The sequence below is a fragment of the Vibrio sp. PID17_43 genome, assembly GCF_002608565.1.
Taxonomy (GTDB): Bacteria; Pseudomonadota; Gammaproteobacteria; order Enterobacterales; family Vibrionaceae; genus Vibrio.
In genome coordinates this window covers 67,544-87,959 of the sequence record NZ_LIXM01000018.1, presented here as the reverse complement: position 1 = coordinate 87,959, position 20,416 = coordinate 67,544, and the positions used below count along the sequence as shown (strand labels likewise).

Below are 20,416 nucleotides of genomic sequence, written 5' to 3'. Positions count from 1 at the left end.
TTAAAAGAAAGCCGATGATATTTAATCATCGGCTTTCATCTTAGTCATCACCTAAATAATCATCGTTATTAGGGTTGTGAGCATCCGCCCAATCATCCATATCTGCATCATTATTCGGGTTATTGATATCTGACCATAGGTCTAGTTCGTCTTGTGACATATCCGAAGTATCAACCATATTGAATCTCCTACTTCTTGCCTTGGTAACGTGAGTTATTTGGGTTCAATTGATTAGCTCTGTTATCAAGAACTTTCTGGTACGCAGTATTGTGACCTGAAGTTCCTTTGTTACCGTTGGCTTGGTTTGCTTTATGATCGTTCTGTTTATTACCGTTGCTCATCGTTCTATCTCCTTTGTTGAATGAACGATGACATTGTATGAGAGTCGGTTTCGTAGCGACGATGATGGGACGGTGATTGTTCAGTGATTCTTAGTGATATTCAGTGATTTTGGACGAATGAGTGGAAAATGTCATAGCTTAAAAGGGAAACTACCACTGTATTACCTACAAATTTCGCCACCAGAGCCACTAACATAGTATTAATAATAACCAGTACAACAGCGGCCTACGGCAACCTGTTGTACTGGTTATTATATATTTAATATAAAAATCTCAACCAAGACCTAGCCCTCATCTATCAAGCCACATCCACGTAATCCTACAACTACCGACACCACCTACACGTTTAGAGCCCATAACCCACATAGACACTCGTTCAAACCACATATTTTCCACGGTACGCAACTCGCCACGCTAATCTCACACACGGATCACCAGAAAGTACCGAGATCATCACTCAGCGAGCTTAGAGCAGCGATATTCACGTACTGATGGTTAGTAGTAACGATGGGGAAAGCAACCGCTAATCACCCCCTAGTTGTACAGCTAAACCAGCCCCTTAACACCTAACCCATTTTTTCTTAGACTGACGACTACGCTTAATTTGATTGCTCTGTGAGAGTCCCTGAATGGCTCTGGAAAAGTCTGACTTTGATAACCCTAGTTGTTTTTGAAAGCTAGGATCTAAAGCACGAGGAGTATTTAAAGCATGAAGAAGCTTCTCTTCGGGGGATTTGTGTTTAGCGGGTGATGCTTCAACGATTGGGACAACGGTGTTATCTCTAGTTCTGACACTGCGATAAGCTGCACCTAACTGACCGCATTGAAATTCGAATGCTGAAATCAAACTTTCGTCGTTACTGTAGAGCTCAAAATTAACCGAGCCTAGCTGCTTTTTATCTAAGGCGAGTAGCACTCTGGATAAGTAGGCAACAATATAGAAATCAGCTTGATTCTGTCCGGTAGGATAATCGGAAAGGAATAAATACAATGATTTATCACAAACAAGTTTAACGGCTTCCGATTTAGAGAAAACAAACACTTTGTCGATGATTGAAGCACCAATTTTCTCTACTTCTTTCAACCCTACATTTTCAGCATCAACGAAAATCATCTTCATAGTTAGGCAAGCTCCAATTGTTTACCTCTATAAACAAGATTGCACAGTTGCATATTGATATCAACTTTAGGGGCGAAACATGTGCATTAGCATGTGCTTAACGATGACCATATACCCCAACGCACTTACCACACACACCGCAAAACTACCCATAACAAAACGGTTTTCGACAATCCATCAAAACGATCAGAAACCACATAGCAACCAAACCAGAAGCGCATACCACCGTAAATTCACCATGGTCGCACCATGGTTCTGGTAGCTCAGCGCTCTTGGCAATACTGGCTTGCGAGTTTGCAGTAACCGGAGTTTGTTGGATTTACGGGAATTCCCTTGCGCACAGAATCGACATGCGATGAACCATAGATGCACCATGGGCAAAATTTCAGGGTTGATAAAGGGAGTCTATCGGGAGAGATTTTCGTTGATAACAGGCAAGGAAAACTGAGGAAAGCTATTGATTGTGCTAGAAACAACAAAGCCTCGACCGAAGTCGAGGCTTTGTTGTTTAAATATGGTACCGGTAGGCGGACTTGAACCGCCACGCCCGAAGGCAACGGATTTTGAATCCGTCGTGTATACCAATTTCACCATACCGGCATCTTGAGGCTATTGCCCTTTGATGGTTGGCATTATACGGAAGCTTTTGACCCACGCAAGCAGAAAAATCTGAAATAACTATCGTTTGCTGATAATTTCGCCACAAAGTGTGACCAAGCAGCGCTCATCAGTAAAATTTTCCCTTTGGGTCAACGGGTAGCAGAGGCTTAAGTTTCACCAAATTAAAAAATGCGCTTATAAACTGGTGATTTCCCTCCCCCTCTTCGATGAATACAAGTCAGAAGATGAATGGATGATTTAACCAAAATGAGAAACTCTGTGCGTCAGCTCTCTTTTCACATGCTAATGGAATCTATATTCTGACGCACAATTTTCAAGGTAAGTGATGGAACTATGACTACTTCTACAACTCTTCCACCTGCGGGATTTTTTCGTCGTTGCGGCGCTTTGGTTTACGACACGCTGATTATCTTAGCGATTGAAATGATGGCGGCTGGTGTTGTAATGGCGATTGTTTTTGCCCTCAATGCGGCCGGGCTACTCAACTATGGGGAATATGTCGATGCTGCAGATATGCTAGGCAAACATCCAATATTAAGCCCTCTATTTACGCTCTACTTGGCGGCGGTATGGATTTACTTCTTTGTTTTCTTCTGGACGCGTGCAGGTCAAACACTAGGCATGCGTGCTTGGAAAATGCAAATCCGTAACAGCAAAGATGGCGTACCAATTACCGTGACTCAAGCGTTGATTCGCCTAGCAACATCAGGCTTCGGTTTGGCTAACTTAACAGTACCAATTGATCCTCAAAAACGGGGTTTCCACGATATTTGGGCAAAAACTGAAGTGGTGGTATTGCCAAAGGCAAAATAGCGACGCAGTAAAACAGAATAAAAAAAGGAAGGCTCAGTGCCTTCCTTTTTTATGTTTATCGTGTTTTGAAAACCTATAGTTTTCTTCTTAGCAGTGATACCGCAATGGCTAAGAATACTAAACTCGGAGCCAACGCACCGAAAACTGGCGGTATTCCATATACTAAGGTGAGAGGGCCGAAGAACTCACTGGAGATATAGAAGGTAAAACCAGCAACTACGCCCGATAATACTCTTGCTCCCATGGTCACACTCCGCAGTGGGCCAAACACGAACGACAGCGCCATCAGCATCATGACGGCAATGGACAGTGGCTGAGTTAACTTACGCCAAAACGCCAATTCGTAGCGAGAAGCATCTTGTTCTGACGCTTTTAAATAGGTCACGTAATCATACAAACCACTTAAAGAAAGCTCTTCTGGCTTCACTGTCACGACGGCCAGCTTATCTGGAGCCAGCGATGTATGCCATTCCATCTGCTCTAGGTCTTGTTTGGTAATGATGCTCTCATTTTCCATATCGGTAACTTGCACATAACGCATCAACCAGTTGTTGTCTTGTTGGTAGTCCACTTCTTCTGCGAAGATCACCTTATCTAGGTTCTTATCTTCATCGAAGCGCCACATGTTCAAACCGTAGAGTTTGTCATCTTCCACTTTTCCAATGAAGATGAAGTCATTAGCATCACGCGCCCACACCCCGGCTCTGACTGAAGCGATGCTACCACCAGATAATGCAAATGCCCGTAAGTCTCGCGCCATTTTTTGAGCTTCTGGTGCGCCCCACTGGCCTAACGCCATCACGATTAACATGAGAGGAACCGCAGTTTTCAATACCGAAAGGCCTATGTCCAGCTTAGAGAAGCCCGCGGCTTGCATCACAACGAGTTCTGAACTGGATGCCAACATGCCCAAGCCGATCAAGGCACCCAGCAGTGCCGCCATTGGGAAAAACATTTCCACATCACGAGGAATACTCAGCAACACAAAGTAAAGCGCATGCATCAAATCGTAAGCACCTCGCCCCACTTTACGTAACTGTTCTACGTATTTAATGATGCCAGACAAACCGACAAAAGTTGCCAGCACCAAAGCCGTGGTCGAGATGATGGTTCTACCAATGTAAAGGTCTAATATTTTAAACACTGCTTACGCACGCCTCTTCTTGCGGAGTTTTTCTTTCATACGTCGGATAGGGACACTGTCCATCATATTTGCCATTATGGCGACCAGCAACAACGTGACGTTAATCGGCCACATACCAACGGCTGCAGGGATTGCACCATCTTCAAGTGCTGACTTAGTCGCACTGATTGCCAGGAAATACGCCAAGTAAATCAAAATGGCAGGCCCCATCTTGGCAAATCTTCCCTGACGCGGGTTAACCGCAGAAAGTGGAATAACCAGCATGGTCAACAACGGAATACACACAAATAATGAGACTCGCCATTGTAACTCCGCTTGTGCTTCAGGGGCAGGATGGCCAATCAGCTCAGCCGTAGGGTACGCTTCCCAATCACGACCTTTTGGCTTCACTTCACGCTGACCAATCAAACCTTCATACTGTTCAAACTTAGTGACCATATATTCCACACGCGTTGGTACACCTTCATATCGCGTACCTTCTTGCATGGTGATGATTTGGCGGCCGTCAGAAAGCTCTTTTACTTCACCAGAAGAAGAGAACATCACGCTTGGTAAAATAGAATCTCGCGGACGCATCTGTGCGACAAACACATGACGCAAAGTGTTGTCTTTGATGTCATCAATGAACACCACGGAAGAGCCATCTGGCGTACCTTGGAATTGGCCTTTTTTAAGCAAGTCAACGCTGTTTTCTACGGCGACTTGCTCATAAAGCTGCTCCACTCGGTCCTGAGACCAAGGCGATAACCACAGTGCGTTGAATGCCGCCACGCCAGAAGTGATGAGCGCCAAGTACAACGCCGCCTGAACCAAGAACTTATTCCCGATACCAGTGGCATTCATCACCACGATCTCACTTTCGGCATACAAACGCCCAAACGTGATCAATATGCCGATATACAAACTCAATGGCAGCATCAATAGCCCCATTGCAGGCATATTCAAGCCAACAATAGAGAAAATCAATCCAGCAGGGATATCTCCGTCAGAAGCATCTGCGAGGACACTGATAAACTTCTGGCTCACAAACACCAAAAAAAGCACAAAGAAAATCGCAAATTGGCTCTTGAGTGTTTCGCGGATCAAATATCTAACAATAATCACGCTGAAATTACCTATACAAAACTTGTTTTTTTGGTCGAATCACTATAGTTTCCCGTTGAACCATTTATTTTTTTAAAAATTATAAACTAGATGTTAGCGCTTAAATCAGCTCTGAGGGTAAGACCCGAGCTTAAATTCAACAAGTAAGCGATCATTATCTAACATTTATAGCAATTTGTCTTCAGGATGTAGGAGTACGCATGGAGTTCAGTGTAAAAAGTGGCAGTCCAGAGAAACAACGTAGCGCATGTATCGTTGTTGGTGTGTTTGAACCACGTCGCCTTTCTCCAGTAGCCGAGCAACTTGATAAAATCAGTGATGGCTACATCAGTTCACTACTTCGCCGTGGTGATCTAGAGGGAAAACCTGGTCAGATGCTGCTACTGCATCAAGTACCGGGAGTGTTGTCAGAGCGCGTTCTACTTGTAGGTTGTGGTAAAGAACGTGAACTAGGCGAGCGCCAGTACAAGGAAATCATTCAAAAGACGATCAGCACACTTAACGAAACTGGCTCAATGGAAGCCGTATGTTTCCTAACAGAGCTGCACGTTAAAGGCCGCGATACTTACTGGAAAGTTCGCCAAGCTGTTGAAGCAACAAAAGATGGCCTTTACACATTTAACCAATTCAAGAGCGTTAAGCCAGAAACTCGACGCCCACTGCGTAAGCTTGTATTTAACGTACCAACGCGTCGTGAATTAAACCTAGGTGAAAAAGCGATCACTCATGGCCTAGCGATTGCGTCTGGTGTAAAAGCGTCTAAAGATCTTGGCAACATGCCGCCAAATGTGGCTAACCCAGCCTACCTAGCCTCTCAAGCTCGTCGCCTAGCTGACGATTACGAAACCGTCACCACCAAGATCATTGGTGAGCAAGAGATGGAAAAACTAGGCATGACCTCTTACCTTGCGGTAGGTCGTGGCTCGAAAAACGAATCGATGATGTCTATCATCGAATACAAAGGCAACCCAGATTCAGATGCAAAACCGATCGTACTGATTGGTAAAGGCCTGACGTTCGATTCAGGTGGTATCTCGCTAAAACCTGGCGAAGGCATGGATGAGATGAAGTACGACATGTGTGGTGCTGCATCGGTATTCGGCACTATGAAAGCACTAGCGAAACTGAATCTACCAATCAACGTGGTTGGTGTACTTGCAGGCTGTGAAAACATGCCTGGCAGCAACGCATACCGTCCCGGTGACATCCTAACAACCATGTCAGGCCAAACGGTAGAAGTACTCAATACCGACGCGGAAGGCCGTTTAGTTCTGTGTGATGCGCTGACGTACGTAGAGCGTTTTGAACCGGATTGCGTCGTTGACGTGGCAACGCTAACGGGGGCTTGTGTTATTGCACTAGGTCACCACATCAGCGGCGTTATTTCCAATCACAACCCACTGTCTCATGAGCTGATCAACGCTTCTGAGCAAGCGAGTGACCGTGCATGGCGTCTACCAATGGCTGACGAGTACCACGAGCAGTTGAAGAGTCCATTTGCTGATATGGCAAACATCGGTGGCCGTCCTGCTGGCACAATTACTGCGGGCTGTTTCTTGTCTAAATTCACCAAGAAATACAACTGGGCACACATCGATATCGCAGGTACGGCTTGGAAATCAGGCGCAGCGAAAGGCTCAACAGGCCGTCCTGTCTCAATGCTTGTCCAATTCCTTTTGAACCGCAGCGGCCAAGAGACAGAAGAGTAATTTCTGAACACAATCTAAAAGGGCCGAAAGGCCCTTTTTTATTATCCCAATATTCTTGAGAAAGAATGAGGGTTAAGATGGTCTTAGGATGAGACTTTAAGCAAACGAGAGAATGATGCACAACGCCACTTTCTACATCATTAAAGAAGAGAGCCCACAAGCAACCGTTACGGGGTTTGAACAATACATCGTGTTTTTGACTCAGCACTTTGCTCGTCAAGGCGCTAAAGTATATTTGAACTGCCAAGATAAACTGCAAGCGGAGCAGCTTGCTGAAGCTTTCTGGCAAGTTGATGCTGATAAGTACATGGCACATAATCTCGTAGGTGAAGGGCCTAAATACACGACGAATATTGAAATCGGCTACGAGGGCGTTAAGCCGTCTTGGAATCGTCAGTTGGTAATTAATTTGGCGGAAAATGAGACAACCTTTGCGAACAAGTTTGCAGAGGTGGTAGACTTCGTCCCTTGCGAAGAAAAAGCTAAACAGCTCGCAAGAGGAAGGTATAAAATTTACCGTCAAGCAGGATACCAACTGCAAACAATCGAAATTGATTATCCTTAACGGTCAATCCTTATAGTTAAGGTGATCTTACTAAGATCCCTCACTTATAAAGATTGACTTAGATTCAACCATCAACGTATCCATTAAAAGAGCGCTATGGAAAAGACATACAACCCAACTTCAATCGAACAAGCTCTGTATCAGACTTGGGAAGAGAAAGGCTACTTCAAGCCACACGGTGACACGACTAAAGAAGCTTACAGCATCATGATCCCGCCACCGAACGTCACTGGTAGCCTACACATGGGCCACGCGTTCCAAGATACGATCATGGATACACTTATCCGTTGTGAACGTATGAAGGGCAAAAATACCCTTTGGCAAGTAGGTACTGACCACGCAGGTATCGCAACTCAGATGGTTGTTGAGCGTAAGATCGCAGCTGAAGAAGGCAAAACAAAACACGATTACGGTCGTGAAGCTTTCATCGACAAAATCTGGGAATGGAAAGGCGAATCTGGCGGCACTATCACTAAGCAGCTTCGTCGTCTTGGCGCATCTGTAGACTGGGATCGTGAGCGTTTCACGATGGACGATGGTCTGTCTAACGCGGTTCAAGAAGTGTTCGTACGCCTATACGAAGACGACCTAATCTACCGCGGTAAGCGCCTAGTTAACTGGGATCCAAAGCTACACACAGCTATCTCGGATCTAGAAGTAGAGAACAAAGACACGAAAGGCCACATGTGGCACTTCCGCTACCCGCTAGCAGACGGCATTAAAACAGCAGATGGCAAAGACTACATCGTTGTTGCGACTACTCGTCCAGAAACCATGCTAGGCGATACTGGTGTTGCAGTTAACCCAGAAGATCCACGCTACAAAGATCTTATCGGTAAAGACATCATTCTTCCTATCGTTGGTCGTCGCATCCCAATCGTGGGCGATGAGCACGCAGATATGGAAAAAGGTACTGGCTGTGTGAAAATCACACCTGCGCACGACTTCAATGACTATGAAGTTGGTAAGCGCCACCAGCTACCAATGATCAACATTCTGACTTTCGACGCGAACATCCGTGCTGCATCTGAAGTATTCAACACTAACGGCGAAGCAAGCGACGCATACAGCACAGAACTACCTGCTAAGTACCACGGTATGGAGCGCTTTGCCGCTCGTAAAGCTATCGTTGCTGAATTCGACGAGCTAGGTCTACTTGAAGAAGTGAAAGATCACGATCTACAAGTTCCTTACGGCGACCGTGGTGGCGTGGTTATCGAACCAATGCTAACTGACCAATGGTACGTACGTACTGCGCCTCTAGCGAAAACAGCGGTTGAAGCAGTAGAAAATGGCGACATCCAATTTGTGCCTAAGCAATACGAAAACATGTACTTCTCTTGGATGCGTGACGTTCAAGACTGGTGTATCTCTCGTCAGCTATGGTGGGGTCACCGCATCCCAGCTTGGTACGACAACCAAGGTAATGTTTACGTAGGTCGTGACGAAGAAGAAGTTCGCAAGAACAACAACCTAGAGTCAGTAATAGAACTGCACCAAGACGAAGACGTTTTGGATACATGGTTCTCTTCTGCACTATGGACGTTCGGCACTCAAGGTTGGCCAGAGCAAACGGACGATCTGAAAGTATTCCACCCTTCAGACGTACTCGTTACGGGTTTCGACATCATCTTCTTCTGGGTTGCTCGCATGATCATGATGACCATGCACTTCGTGAAAGACGAAAACGGCAAACCACAAGTACCATTTAAGACGGTTTACGTTACTGGTCTAATCCGTGACGAAAACGGCGACAAGATGTCTAAGTCGAAAGGTAACGTACTTGACCCAATCGACATGATCGATGGTATCGACCTAGAGTCTCTAGTAGAGAAGCGTTGTGGCAACATGATGCAGCCTCAACTTGCCGCGAAGATCGAGAAGAACACACGTAAGACGTTTGAAAACGGTATCGAAGCATACGGTACTGACGCGCTACGTTTCACGCTTGCAGCAATGGCATCAACCGGTCGCGATATCAACTGGGATATGAAGCGTCTAGAAGGTTACCGTAACTTCTGTAACAAACTATGGAACGCGAGCCGTTACGTAATGATGAACACAGAAGAGCAAGATTGTGGCTTCAACGGTGGTGAGATCGAATACTCACTAGCAGACAAGTGGATCGAGTCTCAGTTTGAACTCGCAGCGAAAGCGTTCAACAACCATATCGACAACTTCCGTCTAGATATGGCGTCGAACACGCTTTACGAATTCATCTGGAACCAATTCTGTGACTGGTACCTAGAGCTAACCAAACCCGTTCTATGGAAAGGTACTGAAGCGCAACAGCGTGGTACTCGCCGTACACTAATCACAGTTCTTGAGAAGACTCTACGTCTAGCTCACCCAGTGATTCCTTACATCACTGAAACTATCTGGCAAAGCATCAAGCCACTAGTTGAAGGTGTAGAAGGCGAGACAATCATGCTTCAAGCACTGCCTCAATTCGACGAAGCAAACTTCAACCAAGAAGCACTAGACGATATCGAATGGGTGAAAGCGTTCATCACTAGCATCCGTAACCTACGTGCTGAATACGACATCAACCCAGGTAAGCCGCTTGAGGTTATGTTGAAAGCTGCAAATGCGGAAGATGCAGCACGCCTAGAAGCAAACAAACAAGTACTGATGTCTCTTGCGAAACTAGAATCTGTACGCGTGCTTGCTGCTGACGAAGAAACGCCTGCGTGCGCAACAGCATTGGTTGCTAAGTCTGAGCTGATGATCCCAATGGCGGGTCTGATCGACAAAGACGCAGAACTTGCTCGCCTAGATGGCGAAATCAAAAAGACTCACGGTGAAATCAAGCGTATCGAAGGCAAACTAGGTAACGAAGGCTTCGTAGCGAAAGCACCTGAGGCAGTTGTTGCTAAAGAGCGTGAGAAGCTTGAAGGCTACAAAGAGACTTTAGCTAAGTTAGAAGAACAGAAGACAACGATCGCTGCACTTTAATCGCTAAAAGTTAGAATAAAAGAATCAAAGGGTTGGTGTGAAAGCATCAACCCTTTTTGCCATTTTATGACTTGGACAGTTTTCAGAAATATCCGCTCTTCTCTTCTACTTCTCCACACATTTAATAGCTTTTACCTATCAAAATAATCTTAACTGCCCATTGGCTTTAGTGATAATGATTCTCAATAATAGAACTATCGAAACAACACAACGATTGAGTAATTATCATGAAAAAGACACTAACCTTTGCCGCACTCCATTTTACTATCGCGTTTAGTGTCGCTTACGTGCTTACTGGCGACATTCTGATTGGTAGTTTAATTGCCATGATTGAGCCGTCCGTGAACACCGTCGCTTTCTACTTTCATGAAAAGGCATGGGCAAAAGTCCCTGCGCTTAAAGCTCGTCAATGGATGACCAAATTAAAAACCGCAAGCTTTGCCACTATCCACTTTAGCGTTGCCTTTACAGTGGTTTACTTACTAACAGGTGACGCGTTTGTCGGTGGTGTAATGGCAATGCTAGAACCTAGTTTGAACACCGTCGCCTACTACTTCCACGAGAAAGTATGGATACGTAAATCGGAAAGCCACGCCAAAGCTCCGCAGTTTTGCTTGCACCAACATGCTTAATCGAAATATATTGGGTCACTAACTCGTGACCCTTTTTATAGGCAAAACATGGAACAAATTGCTGACTTCGTCCTTCGCCCAATCACAGCGCAAGATAATCCCGGCATTGCTCAAGTCATTCGCAAAGTCTCGGCAGAATATGGCTTAACCACAGACAAAGGTTATGGCGTAGCAGATCCGACCCTTGATGACATGTACTCGGTTTACAGCCAACAAGGCGCTGCTTACTGGTTGGTAGAGCACCAAGGCGAGATTGTGGGTGGTGGTGGCTTTGCACCTTTAGCTGGCGAACCAAATGTGTGTGAGCTGCAAAAGATGTACTTCTTACCTCAAACGCGAGGGCACGGTTTAGCCAAACGCATCGTCGCGTTGAGCTTACAACTTGCGAAACAACTCGGTTATCAACAGTGCTATTTAGAAACAACAGAATGTCTAAGAGAGGCAGTGGGCTTGTATGAAAAGCTTGGCTTTGAACATTTAGATGCCCCGCTTGGACAAACAGGGCATGATGCATGTGAAGTGGTGATGCTTAAGTCGCTGTAACTTACGCATCAAGCATTTACAAATTCAGACACCTACAGAGCTAAACCGTTACAAAACAAGGTGAGTAACGCAGAGCTCTTGGCTGAGTGCAACCGAAAAGGCTTGGCGCTGCCCATCTAGCTCCACCGACAATTGGTAGAGATCATTTGGATCGGGAGCGTTAAGATCGGCATATTTTGGCGCGTCGATCTGGAAAAGTGCAGTGGTGTGATCGGCGCGAACATCAATTGGAATGCAGTAAGTCATGCCATTAAACTTCACCGACGCAGATACCAGTCCTGGCGCAAACGTCTGATAGTACAAATCGACTTTGAACTCACAGCCCCCACCGTAGTGCCAAATCTGCTCTGTTGCCACGCGATCTAAACGCACATTACGAATAAACTGCAGATACGGTTCTTGCCATACCCCCAAGCGCTCATCACTCTTTTTGTATTCGTGATCCGCAAGTGAACACAACTCTGGCTTATCCTCACCCAGTAGAAGATCTTCATCTTCCTCAAGGAACAGGATCTCAAAGCGGTTACGTCCCATCTGCATGAACGGACGAATGTCTTTTTTGTACAAGCTTTGTGAGCCGTCACAATCAAATAATGCAACTCCGTTCAAACGCACTTCAGCATGGTAATCCACACCACCCAACACCATTTCTACCGCTGGGAATGCCATCATGGATTCATCCACTTCAATGTCATGCATCAGATGCCACTCTTGCTGACGAATCGCTTCTTCTGTCAGTTCAGCGGGTAATACCCGACTCAAAGGTGCAGGAAAAGTGATGTCATCCTGTGGGATAGAAAGGTCCGTCAGTGGAGAGACTTGCCATAAACCGGCGAGTGAGAGTTGCATAGTCACCTTGAGCTAGATCAATTTTCACTCATTATATACTCAAGTGACACAGGGTTATAGACTATTAGCTAACTCAATGAGAGTTATTTATCATCATCGGCGTGGTTCATTTTCAAGGCACAAAAAAGCCAGCGATAAATGCTGGCTTCCTAGTATGAATGAGTTAATTACTCTTCGTCTTCATCATCTTCGTCAGGGTAAAGCGCATCTTCGCCTTCATAGTAAGTACCCCAACCGTCGTAAATGATGTCGTATTTCTCTGCAAGATGAACCAGTTTCTCAACCTGTGCATCAATCGCTTCTGCGTTCAGCGCAGATTCCATTGTTGCATCACAGCAAAGCAGTTTGTTGCCATCTTCATCTTCTGTTTCTTCAGCTTCAAGTACTTCAAAGCCCATCTTGAACGCTTCAACTACGGCTTTCTCTAGCGTGTCAAAGTCTTCGGCAAATAGGTGGTGCTCGATTTCGTATAATGAATCTGGATCGCTGCCATCTTCTAGCAATGCTGCAATGATATCGCGAGTCTCTTCCTTTTGAATCTCAATTAATTCTTCTACTGATAGATATTCATCTTCGTGAGACATGTTTTGGCTCCAGATTAGTTACTTGATGGAAACACTTTACTCAAAACTGAGTATGTTGATGCGGTGAAATATGGCACGGATTGCGATGAAAAGCCACAAACAAACACCAAACAGCCTCGATTCTTAGTGATTATTACTACGTGAAAATCGAAACTCTGCAGGCAGAAACATAAAATCAACAAAAATAGACAATCTGTAATATTCAGAAGATCCTATTCCGGTTGTTTACGGCTGGTTTCCAAGAGCATTGCGTGTTTATGACCTTGGAGTGAATACAGTAACGACACACTGATTGTCACCGAACGAATAAAGACAGCGTCTAACCTGCATATTTTAGAATTATTATGCGCGCTTTATGCTCTAACGATGTATTCACTTCCTCTAAAAGCGAAGAGAATAAAAACGCACTCCTCAAGCTTATTGGAAAAAAGAATTATATATAGAAAAAAAGAACAACCGACCTCCTGAGAAAAATATAAATCTTAAAATCAATAAAATTCGATATATAGACCATTAGTGTAAGCTTGCATCTTTGCTGCAAGCTTGTCATAACTAACGGCTGGAAAATTTGTAAGGATGCAAAATGAGTAAGCTGTACGTTGGATCAGAAGTTGGTCAACTTAGACGAGTACTACTACATCGCCCAGAGCGTGCCCTAACCCACCTCACACCATCAAACTGTCACGATCTACTGTTTGATGATGTATTAGCAGTGGAAGCCGCAGGAGAAGAACACGACGCCTTTGCTCGCACGCTTCGAGATCAAGGTGTCGAAGTGTTACTGCTGCACGATTTACTGGTCGAAACTCTTGCCGTTCCGGAGGCAAAACAGTGGCTATTAAATACTCAGATTTCGGACTTCCGCTATGGTCCAACTTTCGCTCGAGATTTGCGTCAATACTTTATCGAGATGGACAACGAGCATCTTGCCACTATCCTACTTGGCGGTTTGGCCTACTCAGAGTTGCCAATTCAGTCATCATCGATGCTACCAAAAATGCAACAACCACTCGACTTCGTTATTGAGCCCCTGCCAAACCATCTGTTTACTCGAGATACCTCCTGCTGGGTTTATGGCGGTGTCTCCCTTAACCCAATGATGATGCCTGCACGTCAACGTGAAACGAATCATCTGCGAGCCATCTACCACTGGCATCCGGCGTTTGCAGGGCAAGATTTCATTAAGTACTTTGGTAACGAAGACCTTCACTACGACAATGCAAACATCGAAGGTGGTGATGTTCTGGTGATAGGTAAAGGAGCGGTACTCATTGGTATATCTGAGCGCACCACGCCACAGGGGGTAGAAAACCTAGCAGCAAGCCTGTTTAAATCCGGTCAGGCGAAAGAAGTCATTGCTATCGACTTACCAAAACACCGCTCATGCATGCACCTAGATACCGTCATGACGCATATGGACGTTGATACCTTCTCGGTTTACCCTGAGATCATGCGTAAAGAGCTCGACACTTGGCGCTTAACGCCAAAGAGCAATGGTGAAATGCATGTGGAAGCATCGCACAACTACCTACATGCGATTGAATCTGCACTTGGTTTGGACCAACTAAAAATCATCACGACCGGTGGCGACAGCTACGAAGCCGAGCGTGAACAGTGGAATGATGCCAATAACGTCCTCACGGTGAAACCGGGGGTGGTGATTGGTTACGAGCGTAACGTCTATACCAATGAGAAATATGACAAAGCAGGAATCGAAGTCCTAACGATTCCAGGTAATGAGCTTGGTCGAGGTCGTGGTGGCGCACGTTGTATGAGCTGCCCAATAGAACGCGACGATATTTGAGAAACCTCTCTCAGCAAACGAGATAAATAATGACTAAGGTTGATGTGAATACATCAACCTTTTTTTACTCACGCGAAAAATAATTATTCACAATAAAAGCATTTATATGTTTTAATGCTTTTATCCTTCATCAACCAAACGACCTAAAGGACGAGCTATGGCTTTCAATCTACGTAATCGCAACTTTTTGAAGCTATTGGACTTCTCTACAAAAGAAATCCAGTTTTTGCTCGAACTGTCTGCTGAGCTGAAAAAAGCGAAATATGCAGGAACAGAGCAGAAGAAACTTCAAGGCAAAAACATCGCGTTAATCTTTGAGAAATCTTCTACTCGTACCCGATGTGCGTTTGAAGTCGCGGCCTTTGACCAAGGCGCACAAGTTTCTTACATCGGTCCTTCTGGCTCACAAATCGGCCATAAAGAGTCAATCAAAGACACTGCTCGCGTACTTGGTCGAATGTATGACGGCATCGAATATCGCGGCTTTGGTCAATCCATCGTGGAAGAACTGGGGACTTACGCTGGCGTGCCAGTATGGAATGGCTTGACCGACGAATTCCACCCAACACAAATCCTTGCCGACTTCCTTACCATGCAAGAGCATGGACGCGGTAAACAGCTGCATGAGATTACGTTCGCTTACCTTGGTGATGCACGCAACAACATGGGCAACTCTCTCATGGTTGGCGCGGCGAAAATGGGCATGGACATTCGTCTTGTCGCACCACAATCTTTCTGGCCAGAAGAAGAGTTAGTGGCGAGTTGCCAAGAGATTGCACAGCAAACAGGCGCGAAAATCACCTTGACTGAAAACGTCGAAGAGGGCGTAAAAGGTTGTGATTTCCTTTACACCGATGTGTGGGTTTCCATGGGCGAATCAGCACAAGCTTGGGATGAGCGTGTTGCACTGATGACACCTTACCAAGTCAACATGAATGTGATTAAAAAAACGGGTAATCCGCACGTGAAGTTCATGCACTGTCTACCTGCTTTCCACAATGACGAAACCACCTTGGGTAAAGAAGTGGCAGAAAAATACGGTATGAAAGGCCTTGAGGTAACGGAAGAGGTATTTGAGTCAGAATACTCTATCGTGTTTGACGAAGCCGAGAACCGCATTCATACCATCAAAGCGGTAATGGTGGCGACACTCGGAAGTTAGCGACTTTTAGTCACCAAAAGCATAGCGTAATCGCTTGCGCTCAAGGAAGTTAAGCGTATAATGCTCGGCAATTTGTCTGAGGATTACGAAATGACCACGCTGATTGCTGACGTAAAAATGCGATTTGCTCTAGCTAAGCGACTACGCTTACGTGCTGTTATTTTCGTTAATTCTATTGATTTTTAAAACCTCCCCATTTGGGGAGGTTTTTTTATGTCCAAAATTCCGTCACGGTTAATTTTGGGGATAGTCACCACTGTTATAGGGAAGAAGATCATGGCGAACTCGCTTTACCAGAAGCACATCATCTCTATTCCAGAGCTTTCACGTGAAGAGCTGGAACTGATTGTCGAAACTGCAGGTCAGTTAAAAAAAGAACCTCGTCCAGAACTGATTAACAACAAGGTTGTCGCAAGCTGTTTCTTTGAGCCATCCACACGCACTCGTCTCTCTTTCGAGACGGCCATTCAGCGTATCGGCGGCGATGTTATTGGCTTTGATAATGGTGGCAACACCTCTCTGGCAAAAAAAGGCGAAACTCTGTCTGACTCTGTGCAGGTTATCTCTTCTTACGTGGATGCATTCGTGATGCGCCATCCACAAGAGGGCGCTGCTCGTCTAGCGTCTGAGTTCTCAAACGGCGTACCTGTCATCAACGCCGGTGACGGTGCAAACCAGCACCCAACACAAACGCTGCTCGACCTGTACACCATCGCAGAAACCCAAGGTCGTCTGGATAACCTTAACGTCGCATTTGTTGGTGACCTGAAATACGGTCGTACCGTGCACTCATTGACGCAAGCCCTTGCGAAGTTCAATAACATTCGCTTCTTCTTTGTCGCGCCAGAAGCGCTAGCAATGCCTGATTACCTATGTGAAGAGCTCGACGAAGCTGGGATCCAATACAGCCTGCATACTGATATGGAGAGCGTAATTCCTGAGCTCGATATTCTGTACATGACTCGCGTACAGAAAGAACGTTTTGACGAATCAGAATACGCCCATATCAAGTCAGCTTACATCCTAACGGCATCACTGCTTAAAAGTGCACGTGAGAACCTAAAAGTACTACACCCACTGCCACGCGTAGATGAAATCACGACTGACGTAGACAGAACACCACACGCATACTACTTCCAACAAGCAGAGAACGGCGTGTACGCGCGCCAAGCGTTGTTGGCATTGGTTCTTAACGAAACACTGTAATCGAGGGAGAAAAGACATGACTAAAGAAACTCAATTGCAGGTAGAAGCAATCAAAAACGGTACGGTAATCGACCACATTCCGGCACAAATTGGTATCAAGGTTCTGAAGCTGTTCGACATGCATAATTCGTCTCAGCGTGTAACCATTGGCCTTAACTTGCCATCATCGGCACTGGGCCACAAAGATCTATTAAAGATTGAAAATATCTTCATCAATGAAGAGCAAGCGAGCAAGCTAGCACTTTATGCACCACACGCGACCGTCAACCAAATCGAAAACTACGAAGTAGTGAAGAAACTGGCACTAGAGCTTCCAGAGCGAATCAACAATGTCTTCGAGTGCCCAAACAGTAACTGTATTACTCACAACGAACCTGTCGCAAGTAGCTTCAATGTCGTCGAAAAGAAAGGCGATATCCGTCTGAAATGTAAATACTGTGAGAAAGTATTTGCACGTGAGATCGTGACAGAGCGTTAATCGCCTATCGCTTTATTACTAACAGAAAGTTGACTAATGCCCCGCCCTAGCGGGGTATTTTGATCTTTACGTGCTTCATGTTTAGAGGCACACTCAATATACCCAAGTAACGTCAAGATACTTGGGTATATTCTTTATTCCCCTATAAAACAGATGGAACAATTCACATGACGAAAGTACTTCACACTGAATCTGCACCAGCAGCAATCGGTCCTTACGTTCAAGGCGTAGATCTAGGTAACATGGTTCTAACTTCTGGCCAAATTCCAGTAAACCCAGCGACAGGTGAAGTGTCAGCTGACATCGCAGAGCAAGCACGTCAGTCTCTAGAAAATGTGAAGGCTGTAGTGGAAGCATCAGGCCTTAAAGTAACAGACATCGTTAAAATGACCGTTTTCGTTAAAGACCTAAACGACTTCGGCACAGTAAACGAAGTGTACGGTAAGTTCTTTGACGAACACGAAGTGGCAAACTACCCGGCACGTTCTTGCGTGGAAGTGGCTCGTCTACCTAAAGATGTAGGTATCGAGATTGAAGCAATCGCTGTTCGTAAATAATTGCTCGCACTTACTAAGTGACCTGCGTTCAGGATAAATAAAAAAATGGGTAGCCTAGCTACCCATTTTTTTATTTATCGTCCGTCAAACTCATGCCGCATTGCGCTGTTTTACTTCTTCATCCAGAGCTTCTAACTTCTCTTTCATCTGTTCACGACAAAGGTTCGCCAGGTCACGTACACTTTCTTTACCATAACCGTCTGTACTAATAGGTGGAAGCATCTCAACAATAACATGGCCGTTGTTCCAACGGTTGAATTTAATTCGATCCGTTGAACTACATACGATTGGAATGATTGGCACTGCTGCAGCAATTGCAGCATGGAACGCACCGGTTTTGAATGGCAGTAAGCCTCGACCACGTGAACGTGTGCCTTCTGGGAACATCCATACCGACACATCACTCTTTTTAATATTATCGACCACCTGATCGATAGTTCCTTTCGCTTTCGATCGGTTCGCACGGTCAATCAAAATATTGCCGGTAAGCCAGTAAAGCTGACCAAATAGTGGCATCCATACTAGGCTCTTTTTACCAACAGTGACCACCTTTGGTGTCACTGCTGAAGAAACCGTAAACAGATCCCAATTATTTTGATGGTTAGCAATATACATATGCTGACCACGAGAATAAGCATCTTCGGGAATGCGTAGCTCTAATTTAATGCCAAATACCCGAGACATCTTGCCGAACAGCCGGCCAAAGGTATAAACATGCTTAGGGTTTCTAGGGCTCAGCAGGCAGTAACCACAACCGCCAATAAACATCACAATTGCGAAAATTGCGACAGCAAATACACGTAATAGTGCAATCATCATTGTTCTCCAGGAACCGGCTTTACGCCAAGTACAACTCGTCTTTGTTCTCTTTCCATCACATGATGGTAATGAAAACATATAAAAAAGCCGAAACCTGAGTTTCGGCTCTCTTGATGTCCACGTCACTAGCCAAGCAGTTTAACTTGCCTCGCTCACTCGCTCAATATTTGCGCCAAGTGCCGCCAGTTTATTTTCAATTTTGTCGTAACCGCGGTCAATGTGGTAAATACGATCAACGATCGTTTCACCACTTGCGATACAACCAGCAATCACCAAACTTGCCGATGCTCGTAGATCCGTTGCCATAACTTGCGCGCCACTTAATGATTCTACGTCACCACAGATCACAGTGTTGCCTTCAATCTCCGCTTTCGCGCCCATTCGCATCAGTTCTGGTACGTGCATAAAACGGTTTTCAAAGATCGTTTCCGTGATCACGCCACCACCTTTCGCCATCATATTCAATAGCGTGAACTGCGCCTGCATATCGGTTGGGAAACCTGGATGCGGAGCGGTGCGGATGCTCACAGCTTTTAGCTCGCGATCCGTCATATCAACAGAAATCCAATCCTCGCCTGTCTCTACTAGAGCTCCAGCCTCTTCCAACTTCGCCAGCACAGACTCCAATAGGTGTGCATTGGTGTTGCGACAAACCACTTTACCACCAGACACCGCTGCTGCAACTAGGAAAGTACCGGTTTCGATACGGTCTGCGACGACGCTGTGCTTACCACCGCCCAGGCGCTCAACACCTTCAATCGTGATGGTATCTGTACCTGCACCTGAAATTTTCGCCCCCAAGGTGTTTAGAAAATCGGCGGTATCAATGATTTCAGGCTCACGAGCTGCGTTATCTAGTGTTGTTGTGCCTTCCGCTAATGCGGCAGCACACATAATAGTAATGGTTGCACCAACGCTGACTTTGTCCATCACAATGTGTGCGCCTTTCAGACGACCATCAACCTCTGCTTTTACGTAACCATCTTCTAGTGTGATGGTTGCACCAAGCTGTTCTAGGCCAGTGATGTGTAGGTCAACTGGACGTGCGCCAATCGCACAGCCGCCAGGCAGTGATACTTGGCCTTGACCAAAACGCGCAACAAGTGGACCAAGCGCCCAAATTGAGGCACGCATGGTTTTTACTAAATCGTAAGGCGCGCAGTATTCATTGATGCTGCTTGGATCGACATGAACAGAACCATTACGACTTACTGTTGCGCCTAGACGCTTTAGCAATTCCATGGTCGTGTCGATATCACGAAGGTGTGGCACATTTGCCACTTCTACCGGCTCTTCAGCCAAAATAGACGCAAATAAAATCGGCAGTGCTGCGTTTTTTGCACCAGAAATAGTCACTTCACCAACTAGTGGTTTGTCTGACCCAATTACTCGAAACTTTTCCATCAATAA

General features: G+C 45.5%; 20 protein-coding genes, 1 tRNA gene and 1 pseudogene. 12 read left to right on the top strand and 10 right to left on the bottom strand.

Annotated features, from left to right (window positions below; translation table 11 throughout):
- Positions 1–40: 40 nt before the first annotated feature.
- The 4 genes from AK965_RS20455 to AK965_RS13930 form a co-directional block, all read right to left on the bottom strand.
- Positions 41–178 (bottom strand): hypothetical protein, encoded by a 138-nt coding sequence (locus tag AK965_RS20455; RefSeq protein WP_172438150.1) that lies wholly within the window; start codon positions 176–178, stop codon positions 41–43.
- A 10-nt stretch (positions 179–188) separates the two neighbouring features.
- Positions 189–341 (bottom strand): hypothetical protein, encoded by a 153-nt coding sequence (locus AK965_RS13940; RefSeq protein ID WP_020329560.1) that lies wholly within the window; start codon positions 339–341, stop codon positions 189–191.
- A gap of 559 nt (positions 342–900) precedes the next feature.
- Positions 901–1,461 (bottom strand): hypothetical protein, encoded by a 561-nt coding sequence (locus tag AK965_RS13935; protein WP_099080172.1) that lies wholly within the window; start codon positions 1,459–1,461, stop codon positions 901–903.
- Positions 1,462–1,976: 515 nt separating this feature from the next.
- Positions 1,977–2,061, bottom strand: a tRNA-Leu gene (locus AK965_RS13930).
- 354 nt (positions 2,062–2,415) lie between these two features.
- On the opposite strand from AK965_RS13930, the gene AK965_RS13925 reads away from it, so the two are divergent.
- Positions 2,416–2,895, top strand: coding sequence for an RDD family protein (locus AK965_RS13925; protein WP_099080171.1), 480 nt, complete (start codon positions 2,416–2,418; stop codon positions 2,893–2,895).
- Between the two features lie 73 nt (positions 2,896–2,968).
- On the opposite strand, the gene lptG is transcribed toward AK965_RS13925, so the two are convergent.
- Positions 2,969–4,039: an LPS export ABC transporter permease LptG gene (gene lptG / locus AK965_RS13920; RefSeq protein WP_099080170.1), complete on the bottom strand. Its 1,071-nt coding sequence runs from the start codon at positions 4,037–4,039 to the stop codon at positions 2,969–2,971.
- Positions 4,040–4,042: 3 nt separating this feature from the next.
- Positions 4,043–5,143, bottom strand: a complete 1,101-nt coding sequence (lptF, locus tag AK965_RS13915) for an LPS export ABC transporter permease LptF (RefSeq protein WP_099080169.1) — start codon at positions 5,141–5,143, stop codon at positions 4,043–4,045.
- A gap of 200 nt (positions 5,144–5,343) precedes the next feature.
- Here lptF and pepA point away from each other — a divergent pair, with 200 nt between their 5' ends.
- The 5 genes and pseudogenes from pepA to AK965_RS13890 form a co-directional block, all read left to right on the top strand.
- Positions 5,344–6,852: a leucyl aminopeptidase gene (gene pepA, locus AK965_RS13910; RefSeq protein WP_099080168.1), complete on the top strand. Its 1,509-nt coding sequence runs from the start codon at positions 5,344–5,346 to the stop codon at positions 6,850–6,852.
- A gap of 115 nt (positions 6,853–6,967) precedes the next feature.
- Positions 6,968–7,417 (top strand): DNA polymerase III subunit chi, encoded by a 450-nt coding sequence (locus AK965_RS13905; RefSeq protein WP_099080167.1) that lies wholly within the window; start codon positions 6,968–6,970, stop codon positions 7,415–7,417.
- A 96-nt stretch (positions 7,418–7,513) separates the two neighbouring features.
- Positions 7,514–10,372 carry a valine--tRNA ligase gene (locus tag AK965_RS13900; RefSeq protein ID WP_099080166.1) on the top strand — a complete coding sequence of 953 codons (2,859 nt, stop codon included), beginning with the start codon at positions 7,514–7,516 and terminating at the stop codon, positions 10,370–10,372.
- A gap of 227 nt (positions 10,373–10,599) precedes the next feature.
- A complete protein-coding gene (locus AK965_RS13895) occupies positions 10,600–11,004 on the top strand; it encodes a DUF2061 domain-containing protein (RefSeq protein ID WP_099080165.1) in 405 nt (134 codons plus the stop codon).
- A 63-nt stretch (positions 11,005–11,067) separates the two neighbouring features.
- Positions 11,068–11,547: pseudogene (locus AK965_RS13890) on the top strand (GNAT family N-acetyltransferase); the annotation flags it as partial.
- 48 nt (positions 11,548–11,595) lie between these two features.
- On the opposite strand, the gene AK965_RS13885 reads toward AK965_RS13890, so the two are convergent.
- The gene (locus AK965_RS13885; protein ID WP_099080163.1) at positions 11,596–12,396 is read right to left on the bottom strand and encodes a hypothetical protein; all 801 of its coding nucleotides are present in this window, start codon (positions 12,394–12,396) and stop codon (positions 11,596–11,598) included.
- A gap of 167 nt (positions 12,397–12,563) precedes the next feature.
- Complete coding sequence (gene rraB, locus AK965_RS13880) at positions 12,564–12,980, bottom strand: ribonuclease E inhibitor RraB (protein WP_099080162.1); 417 nt, start codon at positions 12,978–12,980, stop codon at positions 12,564–12,566.
- Between the two features lie 583 nt (positions 12,981–13,563).
- Here rraB and arcA point away from each other — a divergent pair.
- The 6 genes from arcA to AK965_RS13850 all read left to right on the top strand — a co-directional run bounded on the left by arcA (position 13,564) and on the right by AK965_RS13850 (position 18,187).
- Positions 13,564–14,784, top strand: a complete 1,221-nt coding sequence (arcA, locus tag AK965_RS13875; RefSeq protein WP_099080161.1) for an arginine deiminase — start codon at positions 13,564–13,566, stop codon at positions 14,782–14,784.
- A gap of 157 nt (positions 14,785–14,941) precedes the next feature.
- Positions 14,942–15,946 (top strand): ornithine carbamoyltransferase, encoded by a 1,005-nt coding sequence (argF, locus tag AK965_RS13870; RefSeq protein WP_099080160.1) that lies wholly within the window; start codon positions 14,942–14,944, stop codon positions 15,944–15,946.
- Positions 15,947–16,036: 90 nt separating this feature from the next.
- Positions 16,037–16,132, top strand: coding sequence for an aspartate carbamoyltransferase (locus AK965_RS13865; RefSeq protein WP_253252696.1), 96 nt, complete (start codon positions 16,037–16,039; stop codon positions 16,130–16,132).
- A gap of 90 nt (positions 16,133–16,222) precedes the next feature.
- A complete protein-coding gene (gene pyrB, locus AK965_RS13860) occupies positions 16,223–17,152 on the top strand; it encodes an aspartate carbamoyltransferase (RefSeq protein WP_099080158.1) in 930 nt (309 codons plus the stop codon).
- 16 nt (positions 17,153–17,168) lie between these two features.
- The gene (pyrI, locus tag AK965_RS13855; RefSeq protein ID WP_099080157.1) at positions 17,169–17,630 is read left to right on the top strand and encodes an aspartate carbamoyltransferase regulatory subunit; all 462 of its coding nucleotides are present in this window, start codon (positions 17,169–17,171) and stop codon (positions 17,628–17,630) included.
- A 167-nt stretch (positions 17,631–17,797) separates the two neighbouring features.
- Positions 17,798–18,187 (top strand): RidA family protein, encoded by a 390-nt coding sequence (locus AK965_RS13850; RefSeq protein ID WP_005432832.1) that lies wholly within the window; start codon positions 17,798–17,800, stop codon positions 18,185–18,187.
- Between the two features lie 90 nt (positions 18,188–18,277).
- Here the strand turns inward: AK965_RS13850 and AK965_RS13845 are convergent, their stop codons facing one another.
- Both AK965_RS13845 and murA read right to left on the bottom strand, forming a co-directional pair.
- Positions 18,278–19,003, bottom strand: a complete 726-nt coding sequence (locus tag AK965_RS13845; RefSeq protein ID WP_099080156.1) for a 1-acylglycerol-3-phosphate O-acyltransferase — start codon at positions 19,001–19,003, stop codon at positions 18,278–18,280.
- Positions 19,004–19,144: 141 nt separating this feature from the next.
- Positions 19,145–20,410 (bottom strand): UDP-N-acetylglucosamine 1-carboxyvinyltransferase, encoded by a 1,266-nt coding sequence (murA, locus tag AK965_RS13840; protein WP_099080155.1) that lies wholly within the window; start codon positions 20,408–20,410, stop codon positions 19,145–19,147.
- Positions 20,411–20,416 lie beyond the last annotated feature (6 nt).

Excerpts from the sequence above, each read along its gene's own strand:
- AK965_RS20455 (WP_172438150.1), bottom strand. The coding sequence starts at position 178 with ATGGTTGATACTTCGGATATGTCACAAGACGAACTAGACCTATGGTCA.
- AK965_RS13940 (WP_020329560.1), bottom strand. The coding sequence starts at position 341 with ATGAGCAACGGTAATAAACAGAACGATCATAAAGCAAACCAAGCCAAC.
- AK965_RS13935 (WP_099080172.1), bottom strand. The coding sequence starts at position 1,461 with ATGAAGATGATTTTCGTTGATGCTGAAAATGTAGGGTTGAAAGAAGTA.
- AK965_RS13925 (WP_099080171.1), top strand. The coding sequence starts at position 2,416 with ATGACTACTTCTACAACTCTTCCACCTGCGGGATTTTTTCGTCGTTGC.
- pepA (WP_099080168.1), top strand. The coding sequence starts at position 5,344 with ATGGAGTTCAGTGTAAAAAGTGGCAGTCCAGAGAAACAACGTAGCGCA.
- AK965_RS13905 (WP_099080167.1), top strand. The coding sequence starts at position 6,968 with ATGCACAACGCCACTTTCTACATCATTAAAGAAGAGAGCCCACAAGCA.
- AK965_RS13900 (WP_099080166.1), top strand. The coding sequence starts at position 7,514 with ATGGAAAAGACATACAACCCAACTTCAATCGAACAAGCTCTGTATCAG.
- AK965_RS13895 (WP_099080165.1), top strand. The coding sequence starts at position 10,600 with ATGAAAAAGACACTAACCTTTGCCGCACTCCATTTTACTATCGCGTTT.
- AK965_RS13885 (WP_099080163.1), bottom strand. The coding sequence starts at position 12,396 with ATGCAACTCTCACTCGCCGGTTTATGGCAAGTCTCTCCACTGACGGAC.
- rraB (WP_099080162.1), bottom strand. The coding sequence starts at position 12,980 with ATGTCTCACGAAGATGAATATCTATCAGTAGAAGAATTAATTGAGATT.
- arcA (WP_099080161.1), top strand. The coding sequence starts at position 13,564 with ATGAGTAAGCTGTACGTTGGATCAGAAGTTGGTCAACTTAGACGAGTA.
- argF (WP_099080160.1), top strand. The coding sequence starts at position 14,942 with ATGGCTTTCAATCTACGTAATCGCAACTTTTTGAAGCTATTGGACTTC.
- AK965_RS13865 (WP_253252696.1), top strand. The coding sequence starts at position 16,037 with ATGACCACGCTGATTGCTGACGTAAAAATGCGATTTGCTCTAGCTAAG.
- pyrB (WP_099080158.1), top strand. The coding sequence starts at position 16,223 with ATGGCGAACTCGCTTTACCAGAAGCACATCATCTCTATTCCAGAGCTT.
- pyrI (WP_099080157.1), top strand. The coding sequence starts at position 17,169 with ATGACTAAAGAAACTCAATTGCAGGTAGAAGCAATCAAAAACGGTACG.
- AK965_RS13850 (WP_005432832.1), top strand. The coding sequence starts at position 17,798 with ATGACGAAAGTACTTCACACTGAATCTGCACCAGCAGCAATCGGTCCT.
- AK965_RS13845 (WP_099080156.1), bottom strand. The coding sequence starts at position 19,003 with ATGATTGCACTATTACGTGTATTTGCTGTCGCAATTTTCGCAATTGTG.
- murA (WP_099080155.1), bottom strand. The coding sequence starts at position 20,410 with ATGGAAAAGTTTCGAGTAATTGGGTCAGACAAACCACTAGTTGGTGAA.